The organism is Pseudomonas sp. TE3911, from assembly GCF_054062775.1.
In genome coordinates this window covers 59,668-86,278 of sequence record NZ_JBSSFP010000001.1, presented here as the reverse complement: position 1 = coordinate 86,278, position 26,611 = coordinate 59,668, and the positions used below count along the sequence as shown (strand labels likewise).

The following is a 26,611-nucleotide window of genomic DNA, read 5'->3' as shown; positions in this document are numbered from 1 at the left end:
TTTAAGCCTGTTCCAACGAGGTTTCTACACGGTTGGCCGGGATTTTCTTCTCGGCGACCAGGCGAGCGTGCTGCTCGGCTTCGATGCGCTCGATCGTTTCGACCGGCACCATGTAGCCTTGATCATCACGTGCTGCGTGGACAATGAAGTAGCCGATGGTGCCCACCAGGCTCACGATTGCCAGCCACCAGATGTGCCAGATCATCGCGAAACCGAACACGGTCAACAGCGCACCCATCACCACGCCAGTGGCGGTGTTGCTTGGCATGTGGATCGGCTCGTAGTGCTTAGGACGCTGGTACGCAGTACCGTCTTCCTTGGCTTCGGTGAACGCATCAATGGTGTTCGCAGTAGGGATCACGGCGAAGTTGTAGAACGGCGGCGGCGACGAAGTCGACCATTCCAGGGTGTGGCCATTCCATGGGTCGCCGGAGTCGCAAGCGTTCTGCTTACGGTCACGGATGCTCACGTACAGTTGGATCAACTGGCAGGCGATACCCACAGCGATCATGATTGCACCGAACATGGCAACGTACAGGTACGGTACCCACTCAGGGTTGGTAGTGGCGTTCAGACGACGGGTCATGCCCATGAAGCCCAGTGCATAGAGCGGCATGAACGCGACGAAGAAGCCCGAGATCCAGAACCAGAATGCAGCCTTGCCCCAACCTTCGTGCAGCTTGAAGCCGAACGCTTTCGGGAAGTAGAAGCTGAAACCAGCGATGTAACCGAATACAGCACCACCGATGATCACGTTGTGGAAGTGAGCGATCACGAACAGGCTGTTGTGCAGTACGAAGTCAGCACCCGGGATGGCCAGCAGTACGCCGGTCATGCCGCCGATGGCGAAGGTCACCATGAAACCCAGGGTCCACAGAACCTGGCTGGTCATGCGCAGACGACCGTGATAGATGGTGAACAGCCAGTTGAATAGCTTCACCCCCGTCGGGATGGAAATCAGCATCGTCGCCAGGCCGAAGAAGGCGTTGACACTGGCCCCCGAACCCATGGTGAAGAAGTGGTGCAGCCAAACCATGAAGCCCAGTACCGAGATCGCGCCCGATGCATAAACCATCGAGTGGTGACCGAACAGGCGCTTGCCGGTAAAGGTCGAGATCACTTCGGAGAAGATACCGAACGCTGGCAGGATCAGGATGTACACCTCAGGGTGACCCCATGCCCAGAACAGGTTCACGTACATCATTGGATTGCCACCAAGTTCATTGGTGAAAATGTGGAAATCCAGGTAACGGTCAAGCGACAGCAGCGCCATGGTAGCGGCCAGGATCGGGAACGAAGCCACGATCAGGACGTTGGCCCAGGTGCAGGTCCAGGTGAAGATCGGCATGTCCATCAGTTTCATGCCAGGGGCGCGCATTTTCAGGACGGTGGCCAGGAAGTTGACCCCCGTCAGCGTCGTCCCGAGTCCTGATAACTGTAGCGCCCAGATGTAGTAGTCCACACCCACGCCAGGGCTGTACTGGATACCCGACAATGGCGGATACGCAACCCAACCGGTCTTGGCGAATTCGCCGACGCCCAGGGACACGTTGATCAGCACAACGCCGGATACCAGCAGCCAGAAGCTCAGGGAGTTCAGGAACGGGTAGGCAACGTCACGGGCACCGATCTGCAGCGGCACCGCAAGGTTCATCAGGCCGGTGAAGAAAGGCATCGCCATGAAGATGATCATGATCACACCGTGGGCGGTGAAGATCTGGTCATAGTGTTCAGGCGGCAGGTAGCCAGGCGAACCTTCGGTGGCCATGGCCAACTGGGTACGCATCATGATGGCGTCGGCAAAACCGCGCAGCAGCATGACCATGGCAACGATGATGTACATCACGCCGATTTTCTTGTGGTCGACCGACGTCAGCCACTCGGTCCACAGGTAGGTCCACTTCTTGAAATAAGTGATTGCTGCAAACAGTGCCAGACCACCCAGCGCGATCATGGCGATGGTAATCATCACAATCGGCTCGTGGAACGGGACCGCATCCCAACTTAATTTACCAAACATCGTTTACTCCTCTGCCCCAGCAGTTGAATGCGAGCCCGTGTCAGAACCTTCAACCGCGGCCACTTCTTTCTTCTCGTGCTTGACCGGCTTGCCTGGCTTCATACCTTCGTACTTGTCGACGATTTTCTGAAACAGGTTCGGCTCATACGCGGAGTACAGAGCGACTGGGTTGTTCTGGCTTGGTTTGGTCAGGGCGTCGTATTCAGCTTGATCAAGCTGTTTAGGTGCGGCCTTGACTTCGGCTACCCAGGCGTTGAAATCTTCCTGGCTCGTCGAGATCGCTTTGAATTTCATGCCGGTGAAGCCAGCGCCGCTGTAGTTCGCGGAGATGCCTTCCATTTCAGCTTTTTCGTTCGCGATCAGGTGCAGACGAGTCTGCATGCCTGCCATCGCGTAGATCTGGCCACCCAGGGCTGGGATGAAGAACGAGTTCATCACGGCGTCGGAGGTGATCCGGAAGTTAAGCGGGGTGTTCTCCGGGAACCGGATCTGGTTAACCGTGGCGATACCCAGGTCCGGGTAGATGAACAGCCACTTCCAGTCCAGCGCGACCACTTCGATGTTGATCGGCTTGACGTCGGACTCCAGCGGACGGTACGGGTCCAACTCGTGGGTCGACTTATAGGTGATGTAACCCAGGGCGATGATGATGAGGATCGGAACCAGCCACACCGCGATTTCGATCTTGGTGGAGTGCGACCACTTAGGCGCGTAGGTCGCGTTGGTGTTCGACGCGCGGTATTTCCAGGCGAAGGCGAAGGTCATGATGATCACAGGCACCACAACCAACAGCATCAGCAGGGTGGCAGTGATGATCAGGTTTCGTTGATCCAGACCGATCTGTCCTTTTGGGTCCATCAAGGTCCACTTGCAGCCTCCCAGCATTAACATCATGCCAAGCAGCGGCAAAAAGCCTAGTAATCGGGGGTACCTGTTTTTACTCATCTCACGACCTCTAAAGCAGCTTGCGCAATGCAGTTGGGTTTTGATCGCCAACACTTCACCCTGCCAAGGGTTGGCATTTCTCTTCGATTGAATAAGAGCCTGCCCGGCACGCCATAACGGAGCGTTTCACGGACCTGCGGTGAGTTCTTATTCGATTTCGTGGTTAAAGGCCTTGTTACAGACCAATTCCGTTTGGTGCGGATAGTTGAAAGGCTGCCGGAACCTTGGGGTCGCACAGAGCCATCCATCTGCCCCTCGACCGCTCCAGTGCTCAAATATTGAACAGCACGGGACATTCAGTGCGTGCGATTGTAGTTAGCTAGCGATGTATAAACCATGTCTTATAAAGAAATAATTTTTATCGATTACAGCAATAATCCTTCACGGATATTGCAACGGTTCGCGATTTTATCGCGTTCGATTCTCAACAAAAACCACAAAAATTGCGGTGTTATAGGCTGAACCGCCACGGCCTTCAGTCGTCGTAAGGGCGTGCAAAACCTATCTAACCCCCCAGAAAACAAGGCATTGGGACATCACGCAAAGGTGTGTCCGCCGCGAGGTGCGCAACGTTGTCCAGACCACGAACTGACAGCACACCTTGGGCGTTTTTTGCAAATTTAAGCGATGGCTTCTCGGAGCAGAAACGTCCTGCGGCGGCCACTGTGTGACAACATGTCGCACGCTTCGCGCACCCTCAGTTGTCCCGTGTCACGCTCTATTCACAAAAGCCTACAAACAAAAACGCCCCGGCCTTCGTCAAAGAAGGACCGGGGCGTTTGACAGTTGGGTTCAGGCCTTGCGCTGGCGATTGCGATAGATGCCCAGCGGCACCAGGATCACCGTCAGCACGAACGCCACTAAGGCCCACTGCGCCAGGGACAGGCCTAGCACCGGCGGGTACGGCGTGCTGCAGAAGCCATCGACCTGAAAGCCCAGCGGGAAGACCTTGGCCAGGGGCAGGTCATCGACGATGGGTTGCAGCACATCGATGCCGCAGCTGACCTGCGGGAAGAACTGCGTGTACACGTGGTGACCCGCTGCGGCCACCCCGCCGACGGCGCTGAGGATCACCAGCCCTTCGAAAAAGGTCAGGGCGCCCTTGGTGCGCATGGCTGCGCCGATGAACGCGAAGATCGCAATCAATAACAAGGCATAGCGTTGCAGGATGCACAGCGGGCACGGCGCCTCGCCCAGCACCACCTGCATGTACAACGCCCCACCGATCAGCGCCAGGCAGATGATGCCCAGCAACACCAGAAAGCGCCGCTCCCTGCCTAAACGCAATTCGTCACTCATCCCCGTATCCCTTTGTTTGGTTGTGCCAATGGCCGCAAGTTTACACACAGAGAGTGGTTTAAACAGAGGGGGGTTAACGGGGGATTAATCTGAAGAAATAGAGAGCCAAATGTGGGAAGGGGCTTGCCCTCGATAGCAGTGGATCAGCCAGCTTATCTTCAGCTGACACACCGCTATCGAGGACAAGCCCCCTCCCACATTTTGACCGTGTTATTCCAAGGCAGCAGCCGGGCCGAAGAACTCGTAGCGGCTTTGCTTCTCGGGCACACCCAGGGCCTTGAGGTGGCGCTTGATTGCGGCCATGAAACCTTTAGGCCCGAGGAAGTACGCGTCCAGGTCACGCTCTTGCGGCAACCAGGCCTGCAACTGCTCCAGACTCAAGAGCCCAACGTTATCCGCCGCTGGGCTCACGCCGTCATCCTCGGCATAGCAATAGAAGCGCTTGAGTTGCGGGTGCTTCGCGGCGAGCGCGTCCACCCAATCGCGAAACGCGTGCACCCCGCCGTTACGCGCGCAGTGGATAAAATGCACCGGACGCTGGGTGGCCAGAGCGGCTTCAAGCATCGGCAGGGTCGGCGTGATGCCCACGCCGCCGCTGATCAGCACCAACGGTTTATCGCTGGCCTGCAGGATGAACTCACCCGACGGCGGGAACAGGTCGATGGTTGCGCCGACGTGCAACTGGTCATGCAGGTAGCTGGACACCCGCCCACCGGCTTCGCGCTTGACGCTGATGCGATACTGCCCGGCATCGCTGAGGGCCGACAGGGAATAGTTGCGGCGCACTTCTTCACCGTCGAGCACCAGCTTCATACCGATGTACTGGCCTGGCGCGGCGGCAAGGATCGGACCGTTATCCACAGGCGCGAAATAGAAAGAGACGATCTCGGCACTCTCCTCCACTCGCTTGACCAACGTAAACGCCCGCGCACCGCGCCAGCCGCCGGGGGCCTGGGCTTTCTCTTCGTAGATGGCGGCTTCGGCACCGATCAGAATGTCGGCCAACTGGCCATAGGCGGCGCCCCAGGCCTTCATCACCTCAGGCGTGGCAATCTCGCTACCCAGCACTTCGGAAATCGCCCGCAGCAGGCAGGCGCCCACGATCGGGTAGTGCTCCGGCAGGATCTGCAACGCCACATGCTTGTTGATGATCTTCGCCACCAAGTCGCCCAGTTGGTCGAGCTGGTCGATATGCCGCGCGTACATCAACACGCCGTTGGCCAAGGCGCGAGGCTGGTCGCCGCTGGCTTGGTGGGTCTGGTTGAACAGCGGGCGCACCTCAGGGTACTCGGAGAGCATCATGCGGTAGAAATGGGTGATCAGCGCCTCACCGCCACTTTCCAGCAGGGGCACGGTGGATTTGACGATGGCACGGTCTTGGGCACTAAGCATGGGAGCCTCCTGGGCTTCTTTACTGATTACCCTTAGCTACTCAGTATTCATGCCAACTAATAAATCGTTAATTTTCAATACCTTAAATATTGTGTAGTCAGTATGACCTCCTACACTCTATAGTCATAAGGACTACAAGGAGTCATTATGACTGCGCAATCATTGCTCACCACCCTCCTGCCCTTGGTCGCCGACCTGTCCCGCGACCTGCCCGAAGGCGAGCGATATCGCCGCCTGCTGCAAGCCATGCGTGCCCTGCTGCCGTGCGACGCCGCAGCGTTGCTGCGCCTGGACGGTGAATGGCTGGTGCCGCTGGCGGTAGACGGGTTGAGCGCCGACACCTTGGGCCGACGCTTCAAGGTGAGCGAGCACCCGCGCTTCGCCGTCCTGCTCGGCAGCCCCGGCCCGACGCGCTTTGACAGCGACAGTGAATTGCCCGACCCCTACGACGGCCTGGTCGATGGCCTGCACGGACACTTGGAAGTGCACGACTGCATGGGCTGCCCGTTGTTTGTCGACGACCAGCCCTGGGGCCTGCTGACCCTGGATGCCCTCGACACCGAACGTTTCGAACGGGTTGAACTGGACGCCCTGCAAGCCTTCGCCAGCCTCGCTGCCGCCACCGTCAACGTCGCCGAACGCATCGAGCGCCTGGCGCTGCGCGCTGAAGACGAACACCAACGTGCCGAGATCTACCGTCAAGCCAGCGGCCAGCAGCACAAGGAAATGATCGGCCAGAGCAAAAGCCACAAACGCTTGGTCGAGGAAATCAAACTGGTGGGCGGCAGCGACCTCACCGTGCTGATCACCGGCGAAACCGGAGTGGGCAAGGAATTGGTGGCCCAGGCTATCCACGCGGCATCCAATCGTGCGGATAAACCGCTCATCAGCCTCAACTGCGCCGCCCTGCCGGAGACGCTGGTGGAGAGCGAGTTGTTCGGCCACGTACGCGGAGCCTTTACCGGCGCGCTCAATGAGCGTCGCGGCAAGTTCGAACTGGCCAACGGCGGCACCTTGTTCCTGGATGAAGTAGGCGAACTGTCGCTGACCGTGCAAGCCAAGCTGCTGCGAGTGCTGCAAAGCGGTCAGTTGCAGCGCCTCGGTTCGGACAAGGAGCATCAGGTTGACGTACGCCTGATCGCCGCCACCAACCGCGACCTCGCCGACGAAGTCCGCAACGGCCACTACCGCGCCGATTTCTACCACCGTCTTAGCGTATACCCGCTGCACGTGCCGTCACTGCGCGAGCGCGGGCGCGATGTGTTGCTGCTGGCGGGCTTCTTCCTCGAACAGAACCGCTCACGCATGGGCCTGGGCAGTCTGCGGCTGACCAGCGATGCCCAGACCGCGCTTTTGGCCTATAACTGGCCGGGGAATGTGCGGGAGCTGGAACACTTGATCGGACGCAGCGCGTTGAAGGCATTGGGCAACTGTCGCGAACGGCCGAGGATTCTGAGCTTGAGTGCGCAGGATCTGGACTTGCCGACGGTGAATGCGCCGGTCATCGAAGCACAGGCTCAAGCCGCACCCGTGGTCACCGGCGACCTGCGCCAGGCCACCGAAGACTATCAACGCCAGATCATCAGCGCCTGCCTGGAACGCCACCAACACAACTGGGCCAGCGCGGCCCGCGAACTGGGCCTGGACCGCGCCAACCTGGGCCGCATGGCCAAGCGCCTCGGACTGAAATAGCAAGGACAGCTCGGCCAAATGTATGCAATGCAGAGAATGTGGGAGGGGGCTTGCCCCCGATAGCGGTGGGCCAGCTATAGAGGGGCTGGCTGACACACTGCCCTCGGGCGCACGCCCCCTCCCCCATTAGACTGTCTTCGCCTGGAAGACCGGACTGGCAGACTTAGGCTTACGAAACACCAACACATTGCCCAACATCACCAGCACCAACCCCGCCAACGCCGGCGCGGTCCATTGGTAGCCCTCGGCAAACGCTGACACATTCAGCGCCACCACCGGGAACAGCACCGTGCAATACGCTGCCCGCTCCGGCCCCATGCGCCCAACCAGGGTCAGGTAGGCCGTAAAGCCGATCACCGAACCCGGAATCACCAGGTACCACAGCGCGCCGATGTACCGTGCGCTCCAGTCCATCTCAAACGGAATACCCCGCACCACACAGTAGGTCGCCAGCATCAAGGAGCCGTACAACATGCCCCAGGCATTGGTGGTCAGTGGCCGCAAGCCGGCCTTCTGTTGCAGGCTCGACAGCATATTGCCGGCCGAGAAACACATCGTCCCCAGTAACGCCAGACCCAAGCCGAACAAGGTCTGCGGACTGGCGGTGTGTCCCACCAGTTCCGGCCAGAACAGCAAGCCCAAGCCCGCCAACCCGAGGCCACCGCCCATCAACACGTTACGTGCCACGCGCTGGCCGAAAAACACCCGGGCATTCAGCGCGTTCCACAACGTGGCGGTGGAAAACACCACTGCCACCAGGCCGCTGGGAATCCACTGGCTGGCGGTCAGGAAGCACATGAAGTTGACGCAAAACAGGCACAGCCCCTGCGCCAGGCAGATCAGATGCCCGCGCCGGTTCATCACCTGCAACTTGCGGCTGAGCAGCAACAACGCAAACAACACCAGCGCCGCCAAGCCAAAGCGATAGACGATGGACACAGGAATCGCCACTACGCCCAATTGCCATTTGAGGGCGATCCAGGTGGTGCCCCAGATCAGCACGGTGAGTAAATACAGGGAAAGGTTCATAGCGGGCTCCATCGGTTGAGCCACAGTGTCGCCCTCAACCGGCGCCGCGCTCTTGCAGATTCTTGCGCTTTTGTCGGGCGGTGGGCTCACAGCGCCCACCTCGCGGAGTAGGATGCAAGGCGTCGGAGAACACACCATGTCAGATCTGGAATCCCTACAAGTCTTTCAAGCCCTTAACCGCTCGCCCAACGCACGCCTTGAAGCCTGCGCCGAGCTCGGTGACGGCTTGTCGGCAGCTTTGTGGAGCAACCATCACGATTCCCAGGACTACCAGGCGCCAAGCCATCACACCTTATCCTGCTACATCGGCGGTGGCACTGGCACCTTTCGGCGTGACCAGCCGGGCACCAAGGGCGGCCCCGACAAGCTGTGTATCCTGCCCGCCGAGCATCAGTCTGCGTGGGTGATCAACGGTGAAATCCGCCTGGCCCACGTGTATTTCAGCCCAGAGCAATTTGCCCTCGGCTGCGTCACCCTGCTCGACCGCGAACCGCGCGCCCTGGAACTGCGCGAAAGCACCTTTCTGCAAGACGACAGCCAGGCCAGACGCTTCCACCAGTTGATCGCGCTCAACTGGCAGGAGCCCGCCGAACGCCTGCTGACCAGCAGCCTGGCCCATGAAATGCTCAGCCACACCCTGCTCAGCCAGGTAGGCGCCCGCGAAGGCCTGCGTTTGAAAGGTGGTTTAGCGGCGTACCAGCGACGGCTGTTGGTGGACTACATCGACCAGCACCTGGAAGACCCCATCAGCCTCGGGCAACTGGCTGGCCTGTGTGCGCTGTCGGAATACCATTTTGCGCGGATGTTCCGCCAAAGCTTCGGCCTGCCGCCCCATCAGTACTTACTGGCGCGTCGGCTGACCCGCGCGCAACACCTGCTGCGCAGCGGTGCCCTGCCCTTGGGCGAGATTGCCTTGCTGTGCGGTTTTTCCAGTGCCAGTCACTTCACTCATCGCTTCCGCCAGGCCATGGGCGCCACGCCCGGCGACTACCGTCAGGCGTTCATTTAAACCATCAAGCCCAACGTCTTGGCCTTGGCCACCGCCTGAGTTCGCCGCTCGACGCCCAGCTTGCTGTGGATGCGCCGCGCGTGAGTCTTGACGGTGTGCAGGGAGATAAACAGCCGGTCGGCAATTTCCAGGTTGGAGCTGCCCAGGGCGATCAGTTGCAGCACTTCCAATTCACGCTGGCTCAAGGGGTTTTCTACCGTGCCGGGGGTTGACGCCTGGGGTTCCATGCCCAGCTCACTCAACAGTCCCGGCGAGCGCAAACGCAGTTCACGAATCGCTTGTTGCACCTGACAACGCCCGGCCAGTTCCAGGCCGGTTTGCAGCGAACGGCGCGCCAAGGCAGCATCGCCCAGTTGCCAAGCGACTTCGCCCAGCACCAGGTGCAGCTCGGTTTCCAGGCAGAGCATGCCGCGCTGATGGGTGGTTTCCAGCAACGCGTTGAGCCGTGCCACAGGTTGATCGGCGCAGCCCAGTTTCACCTCCGCCAGCACCAGTAGGTACTCCAGGCGTGGAATCAGTTCCAGGGTGGCCGGTGGCGCCTGTTTGGCCTGGGGGCCACGGAAGTGGCGCAGCACACGGCGCACCGCTTCCACGGTCAATTCGGCGCGGCCTTGCTGCAACCAGAAATGCCCACTGACCAACAACAGCACCGCCCGGTATACCGTGTCCGGCACCTGGCGCTGCTGCATCAGCCGTTCGGCCTCGCGCAGTTGCACAAAGGCCTGGGCGTAATCACCCCGGTTGGCGGCCAGCAAGGCCAGACCGAGAAAACCGTAGAGCACGCGTTTGTCCTGGCTGTGCAGGCACATCTTCAGGCCAGTCTCGAAACAGTCGGCGGCCAAGCTGTCCTGGCCCTGGCGCAGCGCCAAGTGCCCGCGCCGCAAGGCAATGCGCCCAACCAGTGGCCCGGCCTTGAGCCGCTGCTTGAGTAACATCGCCTGCACCGTTTCCAGCAGGCTTTGCGCCCGATACGGCGCGCCACGCTGTTCCAGCAATTGCGCGTGATCCAACTCCAGCAACGCCTCCAGCACCAACGAACCATGGGCGCGCGCCAGGCACAGCGCTTCGCGGTTCAGGCCTTGGGCCGCGTCCAGTTCACCGCGCAGCAAGGCTTGTTGGGTCAGCCCCGACAGGCACATCAGGCGCGAAGTCCAGGCGCTCTCGGGCAAGGCTTGCAGGGCCTCGAGAAAATGCAGACGGGAACTCTCGGCATCGCCGCCCAGGTGCAGCAACCAGCCCCACTGCGCCTGCCAGCGCGCCAGTAAATAACGCTGTTGCGCCGCCGAGGGTTGCGGGGCAAATCGAGCGAGCTGATCGATGCACGCAGCCGCCTGTTCGAAGCGCCCGGCGAACAGGAGCGCAGCAGTCACCAACCCCACCAGTTGCGCCGAGCCGAGCATCAGTTCATCGCCATGCTGCTCATGCAGGCGCAACAGCAAGACGGCGTTCTGCTGGCGGAACAGGTCCTCAAAGCTGAAGTGCTGCAAGAGGCTCACCGCCATTTCATATTCTTCGGCCAGCAGAGCCTGTTCAAAAGCGGCCTGCCAATCCTGCTCGGTGCAAAACCACTGGCAAGCGCGTCGATGCCAAGAGCGCCTGGCAGGCCAGGGTTCGTTGTGCATCAGTTGCGCCAGGGGCGGGAAAACCTGCAACCAGTCGGTGTCTTCCCACGGCTCGATAAATGCGCCCAGCGCGTGTAAATCCCGCAGGTACTGGCCACCGTCGCCCGCGCCGAACAAGTGTTCGCACAGGCCAGTATTGAAGCGCGGCAGATGAGCCAGCACCCGCCAAGCCTCGGCCAACTCCGGCGGCAGCGTGCTGAACAGTTCGTGTTGCAGGTAGTCGAGCAACGTCTTATCAGGATGACCATCACCCAGCAAGGCGATGCGCACACCCGCGCACCAACCCGCGCTGAACTGCAGCACGCTGTCGACGGACTGGGCCGGCGCATGGCTGAGCAGTGCCTGGATTTCCACAGGGGTAAATGCCAGTTCGGCGCCGCACTCCAGTAACTCATCGTCGAGCAGCAGCCGAGGCCAATTACAGGCCGGACGCCGTCGAGCGCCCAGCCACCAGGTCAGGGCCGGGCTGCTGGCGGTGAGCAGGCGATCGAGCAAGGCGTCGGTGTCTTGAGTGGGTAAGCGGCAGAAATCATCGAGGAACACCCATGCCTGGGCCTGCCAGCTGCTGAGGTCCAGCAGCAATGTGGCTTCGTCGGTAAACGTCAGGCCAAGGTTTTGCGCCAGCCGTTGGCACAGGTCGAGGGGGCTGAGCGACGCGCCATTGAGCGGCAACCAGTACACCTGGCAACCGATGGGCGCCTGCAACGCACATTCGGCGAGCAACGCGCTCTTGCCGCTGCCGCCGGGGGCGCATAACAACTTGACCCTGACCGGTGCTGCCAGCAAAGGCTCGGCCAGGCGGGGGCGCAGCAAATGATGGGCGGACAGCCGGGGCATGAATCCAGGACGGTCCAGGCAGCGTGTCATGGCGGTCATTGCTGCATCCTGCTTTTTTATTGTTATGCAACGTGATGCGTACCCTAGTCCTGTGGCGGGGGGTTGTTGAAGAAGTATTCAGCAGGGTGATTGAAGGCCATGCACAGAACCCAATGTGGGAGGGGGCTTGCCCCCGATGGCGGTGTATCAGTCAACCAATCCAGTGACTGATACTCCCTCATCGGGGGCAAGCCCCCTCCCACATTTTGACCCCGCTTCGATCCGGGATCAGCGCACGCCTTCAGCCCTCAAGGCTGCCGGAGTGTAGTCCGCTGCCTTGGCCGCGAAGCCGAACACGAAGCTGCTCTTCTCCTCGTTCTTCATGCCAAGTGCGATGTAGCGCCCCGCAATGATGTCGTACAGGGTTTCGACCGTGTAGGCCGGCACCTGGTGGTCGTAGTAGAACTGCGCATGACCTTCGGCGACGCGCCACAGTTGGCCACGACCGTCGTAGTGATCCACCAGCGCGACTTGCCAGCTGTCTTCGTCGATGTACATGTGGCGCTTGGCGTAGATGTGCCGCTCGCTCGGTTTGACCGTGCCGACCACTTCCCACACGCGGTGCAGTTCGTAGCGGGTCAGGTCCTGGTTGATGTGACCAGCCTTGATGATGTCGTCGTACTTGAGGCTCGGCGAATCGAGCTTGTAGCTGTTATAGGGGATGTACATCTCTTTCTTGCCCACCAGCTTCCAGTCGTAGCGGTCGGGGGCCCCGGAGAACATGTCGAAGTTGTCGGTGGTACGCAGGCCGTCGGACGCGGTGCCCGGCCCGTCATAGGACACTTGCGGAGCACGGCGCACACGGCGCTGGCCGGCGTTGTAGATCCAGGCCAGGCGCGGTTCTTTCACCTGGTCGAGGGTTTCATGCACCAGCAGCACGTTGCCCGCCAGGCGCGCTGGGGCGGTGACCGATTGCTTGAAGAAGCTCAATACGTTGGCCGCCTTGGCCGCGTCGATATCCGGGATCGCTTGAGGCACCGCCACTTCTTCTTCGAAGCGGATCGGCGTGTAGCTGCCATTGGTCTGCGGGGTGGCCTGGGTGATGATGCGGCGCAGGTTACCGCCGTGGTAACGGGTGATGTGGTTCCACAGCACCTCCACGCCATTCTTGGGAATCGGGAACGCGTAGTAGCGGTTGCCGGTGAAGTTTTCCAGGCCGTTGCCGTCGTTGATCGCCTTGACGTTCAGTGCGCTGCGCTTGATCGATTCGTAGATGTCCGCCGGTAAGTTGACCGTACGGTGGCTCGGGTATACCGGAATCTTGTAGGTCTCGGGGTAGCGTTTGAACATCGCCACCTGGCCGTCGGAGAGTTTGTCTTTGTACTTGTCGACGGTGGCGGCGGTGATGACAAACAGCGGTTTTTCATTGGCGAACGGGTCGGCCAGGAAGCCTTTGCTGTCCACCGCGCCAGCGTTTTTCGGGATACCGCCAGTCCAGGCCGGGATCGAGCCGTCAGCGTTGCCGGCTTTTTCGGCACCGACCGGCGTGAGGGTGGTGCCCAGCTTGGCCGCTTCTTCCGGCGACACCGCCGCCATTACGTGAGCAGCCAACAGACTCAGGGCCAACACTGCAATTGTCTTACGCATAAGTTCTTGTCCTTCTTTAAGCCAAATCAGAAGTTCACGCCGAAGCTGAGGGCGAGGAAGTCGCGGTCGGTCAGGGTGTTGTAGTCGCCACCAAAGAAATCGGTGTAGCTGAGGCTGGCGGTGTAGGTGCTGCGGTAGTCCGCATCCACACCGACGCTGATGGCCTTGGCGCCCTTGTTGAAGATCCCGTTGGGCCCATAGCCGGCCACGTCATGGGACCAGGACAGGTTGGGCTTGAGGTTCACCCCGAAAATGGCGTTGTTGTAGTCAAGGATCGCCCGCGCGCGGTAGCCCCAAGAGGTGGAGGTGACGAAACCGTCGGTGTCACCCTCGAAACCGTAAGCACCGTAGACCGAATCGCGGCCGTAACGCAGTTTGGATTTGTCCTCCAGGCCAGCCACGTGCACCACGGCCGCTTCGCCCACCAAAGTCAGGCGTTCGGCGCCGAGGACTTGGTCAAAGAACTGGGTCATGGTGCTTTGGATCTGGGTGATTTCCTTGCGGCGGTAGCCTTTGTTGTCGCTGCCGAAATTGCTGCGGATGGGTGAGGCCAATTGGCCGGCGATTGGGTTAAGCAAGGCCAATGTCAGGTCGGTGGTATTCAACTGCACCGGGGCATTCGGCCGGTAGCTGATTTCCCCGGTCCACGCCGTGCCGGTGGGCAAGGTTGTGGAGAAACTCGCGCCGAACAGGCGGATGTCTTCCGGGTAGTCGAGGTAATACTGGCCACGACCGAGCATGGTGCTCTGGGCCAAGGCCTGACCGAAACCTCCAGCGGCGGCGGCAATGCCACCGATGGTTTGCAGTGTGGTGTTGTTGGTGATGGTGCCTACAGTGGGTGTGCGGCTGTGGTAATTCATGAAATACAAACCGTACTCGGTGTCGTCACCCAGCCAACGCAAAGCCGCCCCAAACTGACCGGAGTCCCGCGCATCACGGTCGCCCGCACGCTGTACCACCACACCCTCGCGCGTCACCACAAAACCCTGACCGCGGTTTGCCGCAATCGATTGCAGCGGCGCGATACCAGGGCTGCCTACTGTGTAGTTACCGGTGCAACCATCCGCCGCCACGTCACCGCCAAAGAAGGTGCCGCAGTTATCCAGCACGGTCTGGTCCCACTCCAACTGATAAAACCCTTCCACGGTCAGTTGGTTGGTCAGGCTCTGGGACGCGAACAGCATGTTCACCGGGATCAGGCCTTCCTTGATCTCGGCACCCGGGCGGCGGAACGCCGACACGTCAATCGGGTTGATGCTGTTGATGGAGTTGCCGATGAAGGTACTTTCACCCCAACTGACCACCTGCTTACCGGCGCGTACGGTGCCCGGCAGGTCGCCCAGGGAGTAGTTGTGATAGACGAACGCATCGAGGATCTGCGCACCGCTGGACTTGGCGCCTTCCTTGCGGTTGTGGTCGCTGATCTGCTTGAACTCGCGGTCTTCGTCCTTGAGCTCAAAGTCGTACCAGTACTTGCCGCGCACGAACACACCGGTGTCGCCGTACTTGAGTTCAAGGTCGTGCAGGCCCTTGAAGATTTTCGAGAAGGTCTCGCCCTTCTTGAAATTGAGCCGTCCGTCATCCCCCGTGGAAGCCTGGCCCGTGCCGCCATTGACGGTACCCACGAGTTTTTTATCGGCATCACGCATGCCCCAACTCGAACCCACCGACAACGACGAATCGAATTGCCCTTCGATCTCGCCAATATTGAACGAAACAGCCTGAGCCTGGGCACAGCAACCCAAGGCAACCGCAGCGGCCAGCGCCTGTGGCGTGAAGATGGCGCGCATTGTTGTTTTTGTCATGCGTCTTCCCCGGTGAGTGACAGAAGGCCCCACCCTACTGCCGCACATCAGGAGCGATAAGCGCACCAAGGAGGGATTCGTGTTGTCGCTCGAAAGGATTACCGGGCGCTCTGGCCTGGGTCTGGGCGGGGGCATGAACCGTGTGGATGGCGGGTTATCAGGGCCATGGATGGCAAGAGTCAAGACTGTTGCAGTTTTTACAACAGTCCTTGTCCCGAAGCGCTATTACTCATCTTGTCGCAAACGACTATTCTTGCCGGGCTTTCAGGGCAAACGGCCCGCTTCCCCAAACGGAAGAAAAGCCAGACTCAAATGGATTGATGTCTTTTTTCAATCTGTTACCGGTGTTCACTGACGTTGATTTGTCGCTCCTTGATCCAACGTCTTACTTCAGCCGCTGCGTTTGCAGCGGCTTTTTTTTGCCTGAAATAAAACGGGGCGCCATCAGCGCCCCGTAAGATTCAAACTTTTTCAAGCAATGATCACAGGCTGTACTTCTGCAAGTTGGCCATCATCTCCTTCAAGGCCTCGATATTGTCCTTGGGATGAGCCGCCCCTTCGAAGTCGCAGATCTGCTGCCAGTGCGCCGCCACATCGTCCGGTGAAAAACCGGCTTCGGGATCAAAGCCCACACCCAGGCTGCGCTCCCAGCGGGTCTTGCCAATCCAGCCACCGCCCACTTCAAACAACCCAGAAGTTTCCTGGCACGCTTCGCTGCCCAGGTACACCACGAGCGGGCTGACCAATTCCGGCTTGAGGCGCTCGAACACTTGCGGCGGGATCAGGCCTTCGGTCATGCGCGTGGCGCCAGTGGGGGCGATGGCGTTGACCAGGATGTTGTTCTTGCGCCCCTCCAGCGCCAGGGTACGGGTCAAGCCGTACAGGCCGAGCTTGGCCATGCCGTAGTTGGACTGGCCGAAGTTGCCGTAGATGCCCGAAGTGGACGCGGTGAAGATCACTCGGCCATAGCCTTGCTCACGCAGATGGGGCCAGGCGGCGCGGGTGACTTTGTAGGCGCCTTCGACATGCACCCGGTAAACCAGGTCCCAGTCGGCGTCTTCCATTTTGTGGAACGTTTTGTCGCGCAGGATGCCGGCGTTATTGACCACTACGTCGATGCGGCCAAAAGCGTCGAGGGCGTTTTGCACAATCTTGTCACCATCGGTGACAGAGTCGTGGTTGGCTTCGGCAATACCACCCGCCTCGCGGATCTCGGCCACTACACGGTCGGCCGCCGAAGCACTGGCGCCTTCGCCTTGGGTGGAACCGCCGAGATCGTTGACCAGCACCTTGGCCCCATGTTTAGCGAACAACAGCGCATGGGCCCGGCCCAATCCGCCGCCGGCACCGGTGACGATCACGACCTTATCCTGGAACTGCACTGACTCACTCATACCGAACTCCAATGGCGACAATGGGAATGGGTCGAGTGTCAGGCACAGGGCTGCCGGTCACAATAAAGACAGCCAAGGCTGAATGGTGCTCGATAAGGCAGGGGGATGATCCTAAGGCTCAGGAATAAGCCATGCGGGTTTCAACCTGCCCAATCCGATCACGAAACGCCTGGTAATGCTTGAGCACCTGCACCGGCGCTTCAATCTGCGGGTAGTGGCCGATGTTGGCCAGTAACACCGTGTCGGCATGGGGCACCAATTGGTGGTAACGCTCCACCATATGGACACCGGAGATCGGGTCGATCTCGCCGTCGATCACTCGCAATGGCACGTCACCCTGCTGCATCGCCGCCACCCAGCGATCACGCAGGCGCCGACGCTGGGGAATGTAGGCGATCAGCTTGTGCAGGATGCGCGTGCCATCGTTGCAGTCGATCAGGCTCCAGAAATCGTCCAGTGCGCTTTCGCTGGGGCGAGTGTTGGGGCCGAAGATCTGGCCGAAGCTGTCGGCCAGAGCATTGCGCCCGAATGCGCGGCCGATCATCCAGCCCAGCGGGCTGAGCAGGAGTTTTTGCACCAGCGCCGGGCGATGGGTTTCCGGGAACAGCCCGCCGTTGAGAAACACACAACTGGCCATCTTGAATCGGCCTTCATAGTGCCGGGCCAACAGTTCCTGAGCGACGCTGTCACCGTAGTCGTGGGCCAGCACGTGCACCGGCTGATCCACCCGCAGATGCTCCAGCAAAGCCTGTTGCAAATCCGCCTGTTCCAGCAGGCAGTAGCCATGGTCCAGAGGCTTGGCTGAATCGCCGAAACCGAGCATGTCGCAGGCGATGACCAAGTTGTGCTGGGCCAGGGGTTGCCACAGGTAATGCCAGTCCCAACTGGCGGTGGGAAAGCCATGGATCAGCAGCAACGGTTCGCCCTGCCCCGACACCCAGTAACGGATGGTGCGTCCGTGAAATTCGAAACTCTGGCTGCGTTTGCGCCAGGCTCTGAGCGGGATCTCGGCAAGTGGCATCAGCTTCTATACCCAGGATCTTGAGCATCCAATTTGCGCAGCAACGCCGGCCAGGCCAGCGCGCCCCCCATACCTTGAGCGCTCTTGGTGACAGCAGCGACCATGGCTTTGGCGCCCGCAAGAATCTGCGGACCAATGGCGATCAATTCAGCGCCGCCGTTTTGCGCCAGCACCTGGATATCGCAGGCGCGCTGAAAGGTGAACATCATCAGGAAGGTGTCGGCGATGGTACTGCCACAGGTGAGCAGGCCATGGTTGTGCAGCATCAAGAAATTATTGTCGCCAAGGTCGGCTTGCAGGCGGGCCTTTTCCTCGTGGTTCAGCGCGACGCCTTCATAGGCGTGATAGGCCAGGCTCGACAGCACGAAGATCGATTGCTGGCTGATCGGCAGCACGCCCTGTTTCTGTGCCGCCACCGCCACACCGGCGGCAGTGTGGGTATGCAGCACGCAGGTGACATCGTGGCGAACTTCATGGATCGCGCTGTGGATCGTGTAGCCCGCCGGGTTGATCTCGTAGGGGCTGTCCATCAGCTTGTTGCCGGCCTGGTCGACCTTTACCAGGCTCGACGCAGTGATCTCGTGGAACATCAGTCCGTAGGGATTGATCAGGAAATCATCGGTGCCCGGCACCTTGGCCGAGATGTGGGTGAAGATCAGGTCGTCCCAGCCATGCAACGCCACCAGGCGATAGCAGGCCGCCAGGTCGACACGGGCTTGCCACTCGGCAGCACTGACCTGATCTTTGACATTCTGTGGCGGCACAACAGGGGCTAGGCTCACGGTAACGACCTCCTTGGCGCACTTCTTATTATTTTTCGAGTGATGGGCCAGTCTAGTCAGACGCCCTGGCGGACGGAGTTGCCTTCGCAGCCAGCTTGATGACCGTACGAGTCAGCTATGAGAATAGTTTAGATCTATACAAACGGCGTCAAAGAGACGCCGTCAATAAAGGGACTGAAAACAGCTGGAACCGCTCAATCAAGCGCGCAGTGCAGTGACCAATTCTGCCAACCACGGCTCGGCATCTGCTTCCGGCGTCACGCTCTCGCTGGCGTCCAGGCGCAACATGGGCAGTACTTCGCGCACGCCCAATTCGCCAAACAGCTCGCGCATTTGCTCACCGCCACCACAAAAGGTGTCGCCATAGCTGGCGTCGCCCAAACCGATCACCGCACCGGGCAAACCGCGCCAGGCCGAAGGCAGTTGGTCGCGAATCATCGAATACAACGGTTGCAGGTTATCGGGCAGTTCACCCATGCCGGTGGTCGAAGTCACCGCCAGAAACGCCTCAGGGGCAAACGCCTGCACATCCGCCAGGGTCGCGCGCGGGTTGTGCCAGGCTTCAAAACCAGCGTCTTTGAGGATGCCGGCGGCGTGCCGGGCGACTTCTTCAGCCGTGCCGTAGACCGAGCCGGAAAGGATGGCGACTTTCATCAATCTGATCCTGTAGTTGAGCGAAAGCCTGGGATATTAACAGCGACGCAAATATTTCGGGGCGCACCGTGCAAGATTCACGACTTGCCATAAACTGCCCATTCCAACAACACGCCACGGACCGCTCAATGATTAACGCCAAGCTGATGCAGATGGTGATCGACGCTTCCAACGAAGGCATCGTGGTCGCCGAACGCGAAGGCGATGAAAAGCCCCTGATTTATGTGAACCCGGCCTTCGAACGGATGACCGGCTACACACTGGACGAAATCCTCTATCAGGACTGCCGCTTCCTGCAGTCGGGCGACCGTGATCAGCCAGCGCTGACGGTGATTCGGGATGCTTTGGCGAAGGGTGGTTCGTGCCGGGAAACCCTGCGCAATTACCGTAAGGACGGCAGCCATTTCTGGAACGAACTGTCGCTTTCAACGGTGTTCAACACGGCTGATAAGCAAACCTATTTTATCGGCGTACAAAAAGACGTCACGCTCCAGGTCAAGGCCCAGCAGCGTGTCGAGCAATTAGAAAGCGAACTGGCCCAAGTCAAAGCCGAACTGGCCGCGTTCAAGTCGACAAATGGATTGAACAAAATTTAGAAAATACGGCCATATGAGCGGATAATGGCACTTTAATGCCCCTCTATTGAGCAAGCACAATGCAACGCGATGCGCTTCTGACCAAGGATGAGCTGGATTTCATTCAGAACATGCAACACAACCCGCAACTTAATCTGCGGGATGCGTCGTCGAGCCTGACCGTCAACGGCGGTGCGCAGATTCGCGACTTGCTCACCCGCCTGGCCGCCCACGACCATGTCACCATCCAAGCGCAGTTCGACAACCAGCAACTGACCTTTCCCCTCCAATTGGTGGAGGATGAGTTCAATGCAGTGCATCTGCGCCTGGGTGTGCCGAGTATTTTTGAAGACGGCCCGGTGATCCGCGCCTGGCGCCTTGCACTTGAAGCTCCGGTGGCCCTGGAGAACATCAAGGGCACCGCAAGTGCGCTGTGGGTGCATGAGGTGTCATTCAAGGGCGTGCTGGTGGAGATTCGTGGCCGGATCAAACCACCAAAAACCTTTTCCCTTTGGTTCAGCCCTTCCGGCTATGAGCGCATTGCCCTGCGCGGCGCCTTTGAGAGGGAAACCGCGCGGGGTTTGTTTGCCTATCGCCTCAGTCAAAGCGATGCGGATGAAATCGAACGCCTGCGCCAGTTCATCCTGCATCAGCACCGCCTGGTGCACCCGCAGATGCACGCCTGAGTTCAGGTATCCAGGTTACCGCTGAGGAACTGCTGCAAGCGGCGTTGCATCTGGCGCCCTTCGCTGCCCAGACAACCGATGGAAGAACCTGCCAGCGCGCTCTGCGCCAGGTCCGACACTGCGCCAGCAAGAAATAACGGGCAATCAAGGGTCAACGCCAAACGGTTGAGGCGGCCAGCCAGATCAACGTTATGGGAGTGGTTGGAGAAGATGATCAGCGCCTGGGGATGAGTCTTTTCACATACGAGGGTCAGCTCATCAAACGGCTGCCCCATCCCCAGCACCTTCACGACCAGGTCATCGCTGCTCATCAACAGCGCCGCCACCAGCAACTCCAGTTTGCGGCATTCGCCGGGTATGGCTGACAGCAATACCCGAGGCGCAGGCGACAGTGTCGCCGCTTGCAGGCGCTGAAAGGCATGGATACGCAAGAAGGCGTCGAAAAACAGCCATTCGCTGGCTTGACCAAAACGCCCCTGGTGGCGCAAGAGCTCGTTCCAGAGAGGCATCAGGATCTCTTGGAACGCCACGTTGAGGGGATAGGTAGCGAGAATCTGGCCATACAGGCTTTCCAACTGACGGTCGTCAAAGGCCTTGACCGCCAGCAACAGCCTCGCCCGCCATTGCGGCAATTCGCTTTCCTCGACTGAGTCGCGCTCAGCGCGAATCGCTTCGGCCTGCTGATCGTCGCGGGCGAGAATCTTGCCGACCTTGCTGACCGCCACGCCACGTTCAATCCAACCAAGAATGCGATTGACCGTCTCAATATCGGCCTTGGAGTAGAGGCGGTGCCCACTTTCGGTGCGGATGGGCTGGATCAGGCCGTAACGACGCTCCCATGCGCGCAAGGTGACCGGGTTGACGCCTGTCAATCTTGATACATCACGAATTGGAAAAAGCTCAGCGCAATCAGGCGAATCCAGATGCGAAATGCTGTCAGCAGGAGCAGTAATCACGGGCATTCAAGACCAACAAACCAGCGGTAATTGGGCGGTCATTTAACGCCTATAGACCCCTCTTTTTCAAGGTGTGTACTTTTCGGACCAATGTCGCTGGCGTATTTCGGCAAAACCGGAATAATCCTTGCCTGTTTTTTCTACGTCGCTGCAACACCCCGCAGCTTCGTTTGTGCGCCACCTACCCGGATCAGCGCACCCGTACATTTGGAGATACACAATGTCTACCTCTCCCGTCACCTTGATGGTTGCGCGCCGCGTCGCCAAAGGGCGCTACGAAGAACTGATGGCCTGGCTGCGCGAAGGCGAGCAATTGGCTACCGACTTCCCCGGTTATCTGGGCTCCGGCGTACTTGCACCGCCGCCCAACGATGACGAATTCCAGATCATTTTCCGCTTCGCCGACGAAAAAACACTGCATGCCTGGGAATTCTCCGCCTCCCGTTGTGCCTGGCTTAGCCGCGGCAGCGATTTGTTTGCCGACCCCTCCGAGCACCGTGTGCGCGGCATCGATGGCTGGTTTGGCGCCGCGGGTGCCCGTCCGCCGCGCTGGAAGCAGGCCGTGGCAATCTGGCTGGCGTTTTTCCCGGTGTCGCTGCTGTTCAACTTTGTCTTGGGGCCATTGCTCAATGGGCTCGACCTGGTGCCCCGCGTACTGGTCAGCACGATGGCACTCACGCCTCTGATGGTTTACTGGTTCATTCCGCTGTCCACACACCTGCTGGCGAACTGGCTGCATCCCACGCCTGCACCGCGCACGGCCGCCGAAGCGGCGGCGTGAGTACAGGGGCGACCCGTCGCTGGTATGATTTGCGCCTGCCAGCGACGCGAGCCTCCCATGACTGCAAAGAACGCCCCGATCCTGATCACCGGCGCCGGCCAACGTGTCGGCCTGCATTGCGCCCAGCGCCTGCTGGACGAGGGCCAACCGGTGATTTTCAGCTACCGCAGCGAACGCCCCGGCGTACAGGCCCTGCGCGAGCGTGGCGCGATCGGTGTGTTTGCCGACTTCTCCAATGAAGCTGGGATCCTGGCGTTTATCGCTGAACTGAGCACCCACACCCAAAGCCTGCGCGCGATCATCCACAACGCCTCGGCCTGGGTCGCGGAAACGCCGGGCGACGAAAGCCGCGCGTTTACCGATATGTTCAGCGTACACATGCTTGCGCCGTACCTGATCAACCTGCATTGTTCGACCTTGCTGCAACGCTCTTCACCTGCCGATATCGTGCATATCAGCGATGACGTGGTGCGCAAGGGTAGCCGCCAGCACATCGCCTACTGCGCCACCAAGGCCGGGCTCGACAGCCTTACGCTGTCGTTTGCCGCGCAGTTCGCGCCGCTGATCAAAGTCAACGGCATCGCCCCGGCGATGGTGATGTTCAACGAAGACGACGACGCGGCCTATCGCACTCGGGTGTTGGCCAAATCAGCCCTGGGCATCGAGCCCGGACCCGAGGTGATTTACCAGAGCGTGCGCTACCTGCTGGACAACCCCTATGTCACCGGTACCACCCTGACCGTCAACGGCGGGCGGCATATCAAGTAAGCCGTTTGTGAGGATGTTGTATGACCTTATCCCTGCCCCACCATTACCGCGAGATCCTCAAGAACCTGGGCGAAGACCCGGAACGCGAAGGCTTGATCGACACCCCCAAGCGCGCCGCCAAGGCCATGCAGTACCTGTGTCATGGCTATGAGCAGAACCTCGAAGAAATCGTCAACGGTGCACTGTTCGCCTCCGACAACGACGAGATGGTGATCCTCAAGGACATCGAGTTGTACTCGCTGTGCGAACATCACCTGCTGCCCTTTATCGGCAAGGCCCACGTGGCCTATATTCCGACCGGCAAGGTGCTCGGCCTGTCGAAACTGGCGCGTATTGTCGACATGTTCGCCCGGCGCCTGCAGATCCAGGAAAACCTCACGCGGCAGATCGCCGACGCGATCCAGGACGTGACCCAGGCCGCCGGCGTGGCCGTGGTAATCGAGGCCAAGCACATGTGCATGATGATGCGCGGCGTGGAAAAACAGAATTCAACCATGAACACCTCGGTGATGCTCGGCGCGTTCCGCGAGTCGAACACCACGCGCATGGAGTTCCTGCAACTGATTGGACGGAGCAAGTAGCAATGCCACAACTTCAACCAGGCATGGCGCGCATCCGGGTCAAGGACCTGTGTCTGCGTACCTTCATCGGTATCAATGAGGACGAAATCCTCAACAAGCAGGATGTGCTGATCAACCTGACCATCCTGTATGCAGCCCAGGACGCCGTGCGTGACAACGATATTGACCACGCGTTGAACTACCGCACCATCACCAAGGCGATCATCGCCCACGTGGAAGGCAACCGCTTCGCGCTGCTGGAACGCCTGACCCAGGAATTGCTGGACCTGGTGATGAGCAATGAATCGGTGCTGTACGCCGAGGTCGAAGTGGATAAGCCCCATGCGCTGCGCTTTGCCGAATCGGTTTCGATTACCCTGGCGGCCAGCCGCTGACATTGAAGTGGACCCTATGAACGATCAACAACGCCTCGAACTCGAAGCCGCCGCTTTTCGCCGGCTGGTAGCACATCTGGACAGCCGCAAGGATGTACAGAACATCGACCTGATGAACCTCTCCGGTTTCTGCCGTAATTGCCTGTCCAAGTGGTACAAGGCCGAGGCCGACGAGCGCCAGATCGAGCTGAGCCTCGATGACGCTCGTGAAGTGGTGTACGGCATGCCGTACGCCGAGTGGAAAGCCCAATACCAGAAAGAAGCCAGCGCTGACCAACAGGCAGCGTTCGCCAAAGGAAAAACCCATGACTGATTTGAACACCCTGCGCGCCAGCCTCAACAGCGGCGAACACGTCTTTGCCGACACCCTGGCATTTGTCGCGGCCGGTTACGATTACCAACCGCAGGCCTTCACCAACGGCACCGTGGAAAACGCGGCCGGGCAGAATGAAGGGTCGTGCAAGACCTTGGGTTTGGCGGTGCTGGAAGGCTTGAGCGACCAAGAAGCGCTGCTGGCGTTTGGTGAACATTACCGCTCGGTGGTGGCGACGCCTGAGGGCAGCGACCACGGCAATATTCGGGCGTTGATTGCCCATGGGTTGGCCGGTGTGAAATTCACCGCGCAGCCCCTGACCCGCAAATCCTGAGTCAGACGCGGATCAAAATGTGGGAGGGAACTTGCCCCTCCCACATTTAAATTGCACTCATAAAAAAACCGGCCTCGCAGCCGGTTTTTTTATTCCAACGATTTAGAACGAAGCGTCCTTCAAACCGTCGAGGTAACGCTCGGCATCCAGGGCTGCCATGCAACCGGCACCAGCCGAGGTAATGGCCTGGCGGTACACGTGGTCAGCCACATCACCGGCAGCAAAGATGCCTTCGATATTGGTGGCAGTCGCATTGCCTTCACGGCCGCCCTGCACCACCAGATAACCGTCTTTGGCTTCCAGCACGCCTTCGAACAACGACGTGTTCGGAGTGTGGCCGATGGCGATGAACACGCCGTCGACTTTCAGCTCGTCGAAGCTGCCGTCGTTGTTTTTCAGGCGCGCACCGGTCACGCCCATGTTGTCGCCCAGGACTTCGTCCAGGGTAGCGTTGAGCTTGAGGATGATCTTGCCTTCAGCGACACGGGCGTGCAGCTTGTCGATCAGGATCTTCTCGGCGCGGAAAGTCTCGCGGCGGTGAACCAGGGTCACGGTGCTGGCGATGTTGGCCAGGTACAGCGCCTCTTCAACGGCAGTGTTACCGCCGCCGACTACGGCGACCGGCTTGTTGCGGTAGAAGAAACCGTCGCAGGTCGCGCAGGCTGAAACGCCCTTGCCCATGAACGCTTCTTCCGATGGCAGGCCCAGGTAACGGGCGCTGGCGCCAGTGGCGATGATCAGCGCGTCACAGGTGTAAACGCCGCTGTCGCCGGTCAGGCTGTAAGGCTTTTTCGAGAAGTCGACTTGGTTGATGTGATCAAAAACGATCTCGGTTTCAAAGCGCTCGGCGTGTTCTTTCATACGCTCCATCAGCACCGGGCCAGTCAGGCCGTGGACGTCGCCAGGCCAGTTGTCGACTTCCGTGGTGGTGGTCAACTGACCGCCCGCCTGCATGCCGGTGATCAGCAGCGGCTTGAGGTTGGCCCGGGCAGCATAGACAGCAGCGCTGTAACCGGCAGGGCCGGAACCGAGAATAATCACTCGCGAATGACGGGTATCAGACATGACTCACTCCTATCGACCGCCCGGACTACAAGGCGGCTGGAATAAAAAAGGACTGCGAAGCACTTGGGGAAGGCTTTAACTCGCAGATCCTAAAAATAATGGGTGCAGCGTATAGAGGGGGGCAAGATTAAGGAAATACGGTTTAACAATCCAGCTCATAGGCGGTCTCTATGCTGTCAGCCCAGCTAATCGAGGCGTTTGTTACTGTTGATGTCGCCGCTTTCGCCTCGGATACAAAGTCGGTAAGGTCGGCGCGTTCGTCATCCTGCTCGGAGTTCTCCATGCCTGCCCCTGTTCTTTCCGGCCCGCAATACCTGCGTGAAGGCCTCAAACTGGTGTTGAGCCCTGGCCTACGCCTGTTTGTGCTGCTGCCGCTGATGATCAACCTGGTGCTGTTCGTCGGATTGATTTACTTCGCCGGCCACCAGTTCAGCTTGTGGGTCGAGCACTTAATGCCGACGCTGCCGAGTTGGCTGAGCTTTTTGAATTACCTGCTATGGCCGCTCTTTGTAGTGTTGGTGGTGCTGATGGTGTTTTTCACCTTCACCATGCTCGCCAATATCATCGCGGCGCCGTTCAATGGCTTTCTCTCAGAGAAGGTAGAAGTGGTGGTGCGCGGTACCGATGACTTCCCGGCCTTCAGTTGGGGCGAGTTGATCGCCATGGTCCCCCGCACCCTGGCCCGAGAAATGCGCAAGCTCGGCTACTTCCTGCCACGGGCGATCGGCCTGTTTATCCTTTCGTTTATTCCCGTGGTCAACCTGATCGCCGCGCCGTTGTGGCTGCTGTTTGGCGTATGGATGATGGCAATCCAATACATCGACTACCCGGCCGACAACCACAAACTAGGCTGGAACGAAATGCTCGCCTGGCTGCGCCAGAAACGCTGGCAGAGCATGAGCTTTGGCGGCATCGTCTATCTGGTATTGCTGGTGCCGGTGGTCAACCTGCTGATGATGCCCGCGGCGGTGGCTGGCGCCACCTTGTTCTGGGTGCGCGAGCAAGGCGCCGAGGCGATGGCGAACCCCAAGGTCACCAAGTCATAAATCCA

Annotated in this window: 26 protein-coding genes; 11 read left to right on the top strand and 15 right to left on the bottom strand. The window is 59.6% G+C overall.

The features are described from left to right. Position 1: 1 nt before the first annotated feature. From cyoB to hmpA, 4 genes are all read right to left on the bottom strand, one after another. Positions 2–2,020 (bottom strand): cytochrome o ubiquinol oxidase subunit I, encoded by a 2,019-nt coding sequence (gene cyoB / locus ACVWXD_RS00400; RefSeq protein ID WP_032885621.1) that lies wholly within the window; start codon positions 2,018–2,020, stop codon positions 2–4. 3 nt (positions 2,021–2,023) lie between these two features. Next, positions 2,024–2,965, bottom strand: coding sequence for a ubiquinol oxidase subunit II (gene cyoA, locus ACVWXD_RS00395; RefSeq protein WP_032885620.1), 942 nt, complete (start codon positions 2,963–2,965; stop codon positions 2,024–2,026). Between the two features lie 792 nt (positions 2,966–3,757). Continuing rightward, positions 3,758–4,264: a disulfide bond formation protein B gene (locus ACVWXD_RS00390; RefSeq protein WP_032885619.1), complete on the bottom strand. Its 507-nt coding sequence runs from the start codon at positions 4,262–4,264 to the stop codon at positions 3,758–3,760. 210 nt (positions 4,265–4,474) lie between these two features. Continuing rightward, the gene (hmpA, locus tag ACVWXD_RS00385) at positions 4,475–5,656 is read right to left on the bottom strand and encodes an NO-inducible flavohemoprotein (protein WP_032885618.1); all 1,182 of its coding nucleotides are present in this window, start codon (positions 5,654–5,656) and stop codon (positions 4,475–4,477) included. Positions 5,657–5,803: 147 nt separating this feature from the next. Between hmpA and norR the strand changes: the two genes are divergently transcribed. After that, the gene (gene norR, locus ACVWXD_RS00380; protein ID WP_260368097.1) at positions 5,804–7,348 is read left to right on the top strand and encodes a nitric oxide reductase transcriptional regulator NorR; all 1,545 of its coding nucleotides are present in this window, start codon (positions 5,804–5,806) and stop codon (positions 7,346–7,348) included. Between the two features lie 126 nt (positions 7,349–7,474). Here norR and ACVWXD_RS00375 read toward each other — a convergent pair whose 3' ends face one another. Further along, the gene (locus ACVWXD_RS00375) at positions 7,475–8,377 is read right to left on the bottom strand and encodes a DMT family transporter (RefSeq protein ID WP_095186380.1); all 903 of its coding nucleotides are present in this window, start codon (positions 8,375–8,377) and stop codon (positions 7,475–7,477) included. A gap of 136 nt (positions 8,378–8,513) precedes the next feature. On the opposite strand from ACVWXD_RS00375, the gene ACVWXD_RS00370 reads away from it, so the two are divergent. Beyond that, the gene (locus tag ACVWXD_RS00370) at positions 8,514–9,386 is read left to right on the top strand and encodes a helix-turn-helix domain-containing protein (protein ID WP_095186379.1); all 873 of its coding nucleotides are present in this window, start codon (positions 8,514–8,516) and stop codon (positions 9,384–9,386) included. Here the strand turns inward: ACVWXD_RS00370 and ACVWXD_RS00365 are convergent. From ACVWXD_RS00365 to ACVWXD_RS00335, 7 genes are all read right to left on the bottom strand, one after another. Beyond that, positions 9,383–11,884, bottom strand: a complete 2,502-nt coding sequence (locus tag ACVWXD_RS00365) for a LuxR C-terminal-related transcriptional regulator (RefSeq protein ID WP_457370571.1) — start codon at positions 11,882–11,884, stop codon at positions 9,383–9,385. The genes ACVWXD_RS00370 and ACVWXD_RS00365 overlap by 4 nt on opposite strands. A gap of 228 nt (positions 11,885–12,112) precedes the next feature. Then, entirely contained in the window at positions 12,113–13,471 is a 1,359-nt protein-coding gene (locus ACVWXD_RS00360; protein WP_032885613.1) for a DUF1329 domain-containing protein, read from the bottom strand. Between the two features lie 26 nt (positions 13,472–13,497). Further along, positions 13,498–15,276, bottom strand: coding sequence for a DUF1302 domain-containing protein (locus ACVWXD_RS00355; protein WP_032885612.1), 1,779 nt, complete (start codon positions 15,274–15,276; stop codon positions 13,498–13,500). 482 nt (positions 15,277–15,758) lie between these two features. Beyond that, on the bottom strand, positions 15,759–16,670 hold the full coding sequence (locus ACVWXD_RS00350; protein ID WP_032885611.1) for an SDR family oxidoreductase: 912 nt from the start codon (positions 16,668–16,670) through the stop codon (positions 15,759–15,761). A 118-nt stretch (positions 16,671–16,788) separates the two neighbouring features. Further along, positions 16,789–17,691, bottom strand: a complete 903-nt coding sequence (locus ACVWXD_RS00345) for an alpha/beta fold hydrolase (RefSeq protein WP_032885610.1) — start codon at positions 17,689–17,691, stop codon at positions 16,789–16,791. Then, positions 17,691–18,473 carry a class II aldolase/adducin family protein gene (locus ACVWXD_RS00340; protein WP_032885609.1) on the bottom strand — a complete coding sequence of 261 codons (783 nt, stop codon included), beginning with the start codon at positions 18,471–18,473 and terminating at the stop codon, positions 17,691–17,693. The genes ACVWXD_RS00345 and ACVWXD_RS00340 overlap by 1 nt, the downstream gene beginning before the upstream one ends. A 198-nt stretch (positions 18,474–18,671) precedes the next feature. Further along, positions 18,672–19,127: a flavodoxin gene (locus ACVWXD_RS00335; RefSeq protein ID WP_032885608.1), complete on the bottom strand. Its 456-nt coding sequence runs from the start codon at positions 19,125–19,127 to the stop codon at positions 18,672–18,674. 128 nt (positions 19,128–19,255) lie between these two features. On the opposite strand from ACVWXD_RS00335, the gene ACVWXD_RS00330 reads away from it, so the two are divergent. Together ACVWXD_RS00330 and ACVWXD_RS00325 are read left to right on the top strand one after the other, a co-directional pair. Beyond that, on the top strand, positions 19,256–19,723 hold the full coding sequence (locus ACVWXD_RS00330) for a PAS domain-containing protein (protein ID WP_032885607.1): 468 nt from the start codon (positions 19,256–19,258) through the stop codon (positions 19,721–19,723). Between the two features lie 59 nt (positions 19,724–19,782). Further along, positions 19,783–20,388 (top strand): hypothetical protein, encoded by a 606-nt coding sequence (locus tag ACVWXD_RS00325; RefSeq protein ID WP_032885606.1) that lies wholly within the window; start codon positions 19,783–19,785, stop codon positions 20,386–20,388. A gap of 2 nt (positions 20,389–20,390) precedes the next feature. On the opposite strand, the gene ACVWXD_RS00320 is transcribed toward ACVWXD_RS00325, so the two are convergent. Then, entirely contained in the window at positions 20,391–21,350 is a 960-nt protein-coding gene (locus ACVWXD_RS00320; protein ID WP_032885605.1) for a MerR family transcriptional regulator, read from the bottom strand. A gap of 214 nt (positions 21,351–21,564) precedes the next feature. On the opposite strand from ACVWXD_RS00320, the gene ACVWXD_RS00315 reads away from it, so the two are divergent. From ACVWXD_RS00315 to ACVWXD_RS00290, 6 genes are read left to right on the top strand one after another with little or no spacing between them, the layout of a single operon-like run. Continuing rightward, complete coding sequence (locus ACVWXD_RS00315; protein ID WP_401384141.1) at positions 21,565–22,125, top strand: antibiotic biosynthesis monooxygenase; 561 nt, start codon at positions 21,565–21,567, stop codon at positions 22,123–22,125. Positions 22,126–22,182: 57 nt separating this feature from the next. Continuing rightward, positions 22,183–22,893 (top strand): dihydromonapterin reductase, encoded by a 711-nt coding sequence (gene folM, locus ACVWXD_RS00310; RefSeq protein ID WP_032885603.1) that lies wholly within the window; start codon positions 22,183–22,185, stop codon positions 22,891–22,893. A gap of 20 nt (positions 22,894–22,913) precedes the next feature. Next, the gene (gene folE / locus ACVWXD_RS00305; RefSeq protein WP_260368093.1) at positions 22,914–23,474 is read left to right on the top strand and encodes a GTP cyclohydrolase I FolE; all 561 of its coding nucleotides are present in this window, start codon (positions 22,914–22,916) and stop codon (positions 23,472–23,474) included. 2 nt (positions 23,475–23,476) lie between these two features. Beyond that, a complete protein-coding gene (folX, locus tag ACVWXD_RS00300; RefSeq protein WP_032857710.1) occupies positions 23,477–23,848 on the top strand; it encodes a dihydroneopterin triphosphate 2'-epimerase in 372 nt (123 codons plus the stop codon). Between the two features lie 16 nt (positions 23,849–23,864). After that, a complete protein-coding gene (locus tag ACVWXD_RS00295; RefSeq protein ID WP_010206472.1) occupies positions 23,865–24,161 on the top strand; it encodes a DUF1244 domain-containing protein in 297 nt (98 codons plus the stop codon). Continuing rightward, positions 24,154–24,495 (top strand): HopJ type III effector protein, encoded by a 342-nt coding sequence (locus ACVWXD_RS00290; RefSeq protein ID WP_032885601.1) that lies wholly within the window; start codon positions 24,154–24,156, stop codon positions 24,493–24,495. The genes ACVWXD_RS00295 and ACVWXD_RS00290 overlap by 8 nt, the downstream gene beginning before the upstream one ends. A 102-nt stretch (positions 24,496–24,597) precedes the next feature. On the opposite strand, the gene trxB is transcribed toward ACVWXD_RS00290, so the two are convergent. After that, a complete protein-coding gene (trxB, locus tag ACVWXD_RS00285) occupies positions 24,598–25,560 on the bottom strand; it encodes a thioredoxin-disulfide reductase (RefSeq protein WP_010206474.1) in 963 nt (320 codons plus the stop codon). Between the two features lie 142 nt (positions 25,561–25,702). Next, entirely contained in the window at positions 25,703–25,843 is a 141-nt protein-coding gene (locus ACVWXD_RS00280; RefSeq protein WP_163033189.1) for a hypothetical protein, read from the bottom strand. Between ACVWXD_RS00280 and cysZ the strand changes: the two genes are divergently transcribed. Next, positions 25,842–26,606: a sulfate transporter CysZ gene (cysZ, locus tag ACVWXD_RS00275; RefSeq protein WP_032885600.1), complete on the top strand. Its 765-nt coding sequence runs from the start codon at positions 25,842–25,844 to the stop codon at positions 26,604–26,606. The two genes, ACVWXD_RS00280 and cysZ, sit on opposite strands and share 2 nt — an antisense overlap. The last annotated feature ends 5 nt before the right edge of the window (positions 26,607–26,611 follow it).

What these genes read in the sequence shown, in the direction of transcription:
- norR (WP_260368097.1), top strand. Translation starts at nt 5,804, where the DNA reads ATGACTGCGCAATCATTGCTCACCACCCTCCTGCCCTTGGTCGCCGAC.
- ACVWXD_RS00280 (WP_163033189.1), bottom strand. Translation starts at nt 25,843, where the DNA reads ATGGAGAACTCCGAGCAGGATGACGAACGCGCCGACCTTACCGACTTT.
- folM (WP_032885603.1), top strand. Translation starts at nt 22,183, where the DNA reads ATGACTGCAAAGAACGCCCCGATCCTGATCACCGGCGCCGGCCAACGT.
- hmpA (WP_032885618.1), bottom strand. Translation starts at nt 5,656, where the DNA reads ATGCTTAGTGCCCAAGACCGTGCCATCGTCAAATCCACCGTGCCCCTG.
- cyoA (WP_032885620.1), bottom strand. Translation starts at nt 2,965, where the DNA reads ATGAGTAAAAACAGGTACCCCCGATTACTAGGCTTTTTGCCGCTGCTT.
- cysZ (WP_032885600.1), top strand. Translation starts at nt 25,842, where the DNA reads ATGCCTGCCCCTGTTCTTTCCGGCCCGCAATACCTGCGTGAAGGCCTC.
- ACVWXD_RS00370 (WP_095186379.1), top strand. Translation starts at nt 8,514, where the DNA reads ATGTCAGATCTGGAATCCCTACAAGTCTTTCAAGCCCTTAACCGCTCG.
- folX (WP_032857710.1), top strand. Translation starts at nt 23,477, where the DNA reads ATGCCACAACTTCAACCAGGCATGGCGCGCATCCGGGTCAAGGACCTG.
- folE (WP_260368093.1), top strand. Translation starts at nt 22,914, where the DNA reads ATGACCTTATCCCTGCCCCACCATTACCGCGAGATCCTCAAGAACCTG.
- ACVWXD_RS00375 (WP_095186380.1), bottom strand. Translation starts at nt 8,377, where the DNA reads ATGAACCTTTCCCTGTATTTACTCACCGTGCTGATCTGGGGCACCACC.
- ACVWXD_RS00290 (WP_032885601.1), top strand. Translation starts at nt 24,154, where the DNA reads ATGACTGATTTGAACACCCTGCGCGCCAGCCTCAACAGCGGCGAACAC.
- trxB (WP_010206474.1), bottom strand. Translation starts at nt 25,560, where the DNA reads ATGTCTGATACCCGTCATTCGCGAGTGATTATTCTCGGTTCCGGCCCT.
- ACVWXD_RS00330 (WP_032885607.1), top strand. Translation starts at nt 19,256, where the DNA reads ATGATTAACGCCAAGCTGATGCAGATGGTGATCGACGCTTCCAACGAA.
- ACVWXD_RS00390 (WP_032885619.1), bottom strand. Translation starts at nt 4,264, where the DNA reads ATGAGTGACGAATTGCGTTTAGGCAGGGAGCGGCGCTTTCTGGTGTTG.
- ACVWXD_RS00350 (WP_032885611.1), bottom strand. Translation starts at nt 16,670, where the DNA reads ATGAGTGAGTCAGTGCAGTTCCAGGATAAGGTCGTGATCGTCACCGGT.
- ACVWXD_RS00360 (WP_032885613.1), bottom strand. Translation starts at nt 13,471, where the DNA reads ATGCGTAAGACAATTGCAGTGTTGGCCCTGAGTCTGTTGGCTGCTCAC.
- ACVWXD_RS00315 (WP_401384141.1), top strand. Translation starts at nt 21,565, where the DNA reads ATGTCTACCTCTCCCGTCACCTTGATGGTTGCGCGCCGCGTCGCCAAA.
- ACVWXD_RS00365 (WP_457370571.1), bottom strand. Translation starts at nt 11,884, where the DNA reads ATGACCGCCATGACACGCTGCCTGGACCGTCCTGGATTCATGCCCCGG.
- ACVWXD_RS00320 (WP_032885605.1), bottom strand. Translation starts at nt 21,350, where the DNA reads ATGCCCGTGATTACTGCTCCTGCTGACAGCATTTCGCATCTGGATTCG.
- ACVWXD_RS00335 (WP_032885608.1), bottom strand. Translation starts at nt 19,127, where the DNA reads ATGAAAGTCGCCATCCTTTCCGGCTCGGTCTACGGCACGGCTGAAGAA.
- ACVWXD_RS00325 (WP_032885606.1), top strand. Translation starts at nt 19,783, where the DNA reads ATGCAACGCGATGCGCTTCTGACCAAGGATGAGCTGGATTTCATTCAG.
- ACVWXD_RS00345 (WP_032885610.1), bottom strand. Translation starts at nt 17,691, where the DNA reads ATGCCACTTGCCGAGATCCCGCTCAGAGCCTGGCGCAAACGCAGCCAG.
- ACVWXD_RS00295 (WP_010206472.1), top strand. Translation starts at nt 23,865, where the DNA reads ATGAACGATCAACAACGCCTCGAACTCGAAGCCGCCGCTTTTCGCCGG.
- ACVWXD_RS00355 (WP_032885612.1), bottom strand. Translation starts at nt 15,276, where the DNA reads ATGACAAAAACAACAATGCGCGCCATCTTCACGCCACAGGCGCTGGCC.
- cyoB (WP_032885621.1), bottom strand. Translation starts at nt 2,020, where the DNA reads ATGTTTGGTAAATTAAGTTGGGATGCGGTCCCGTTCCACGAGCCGATT.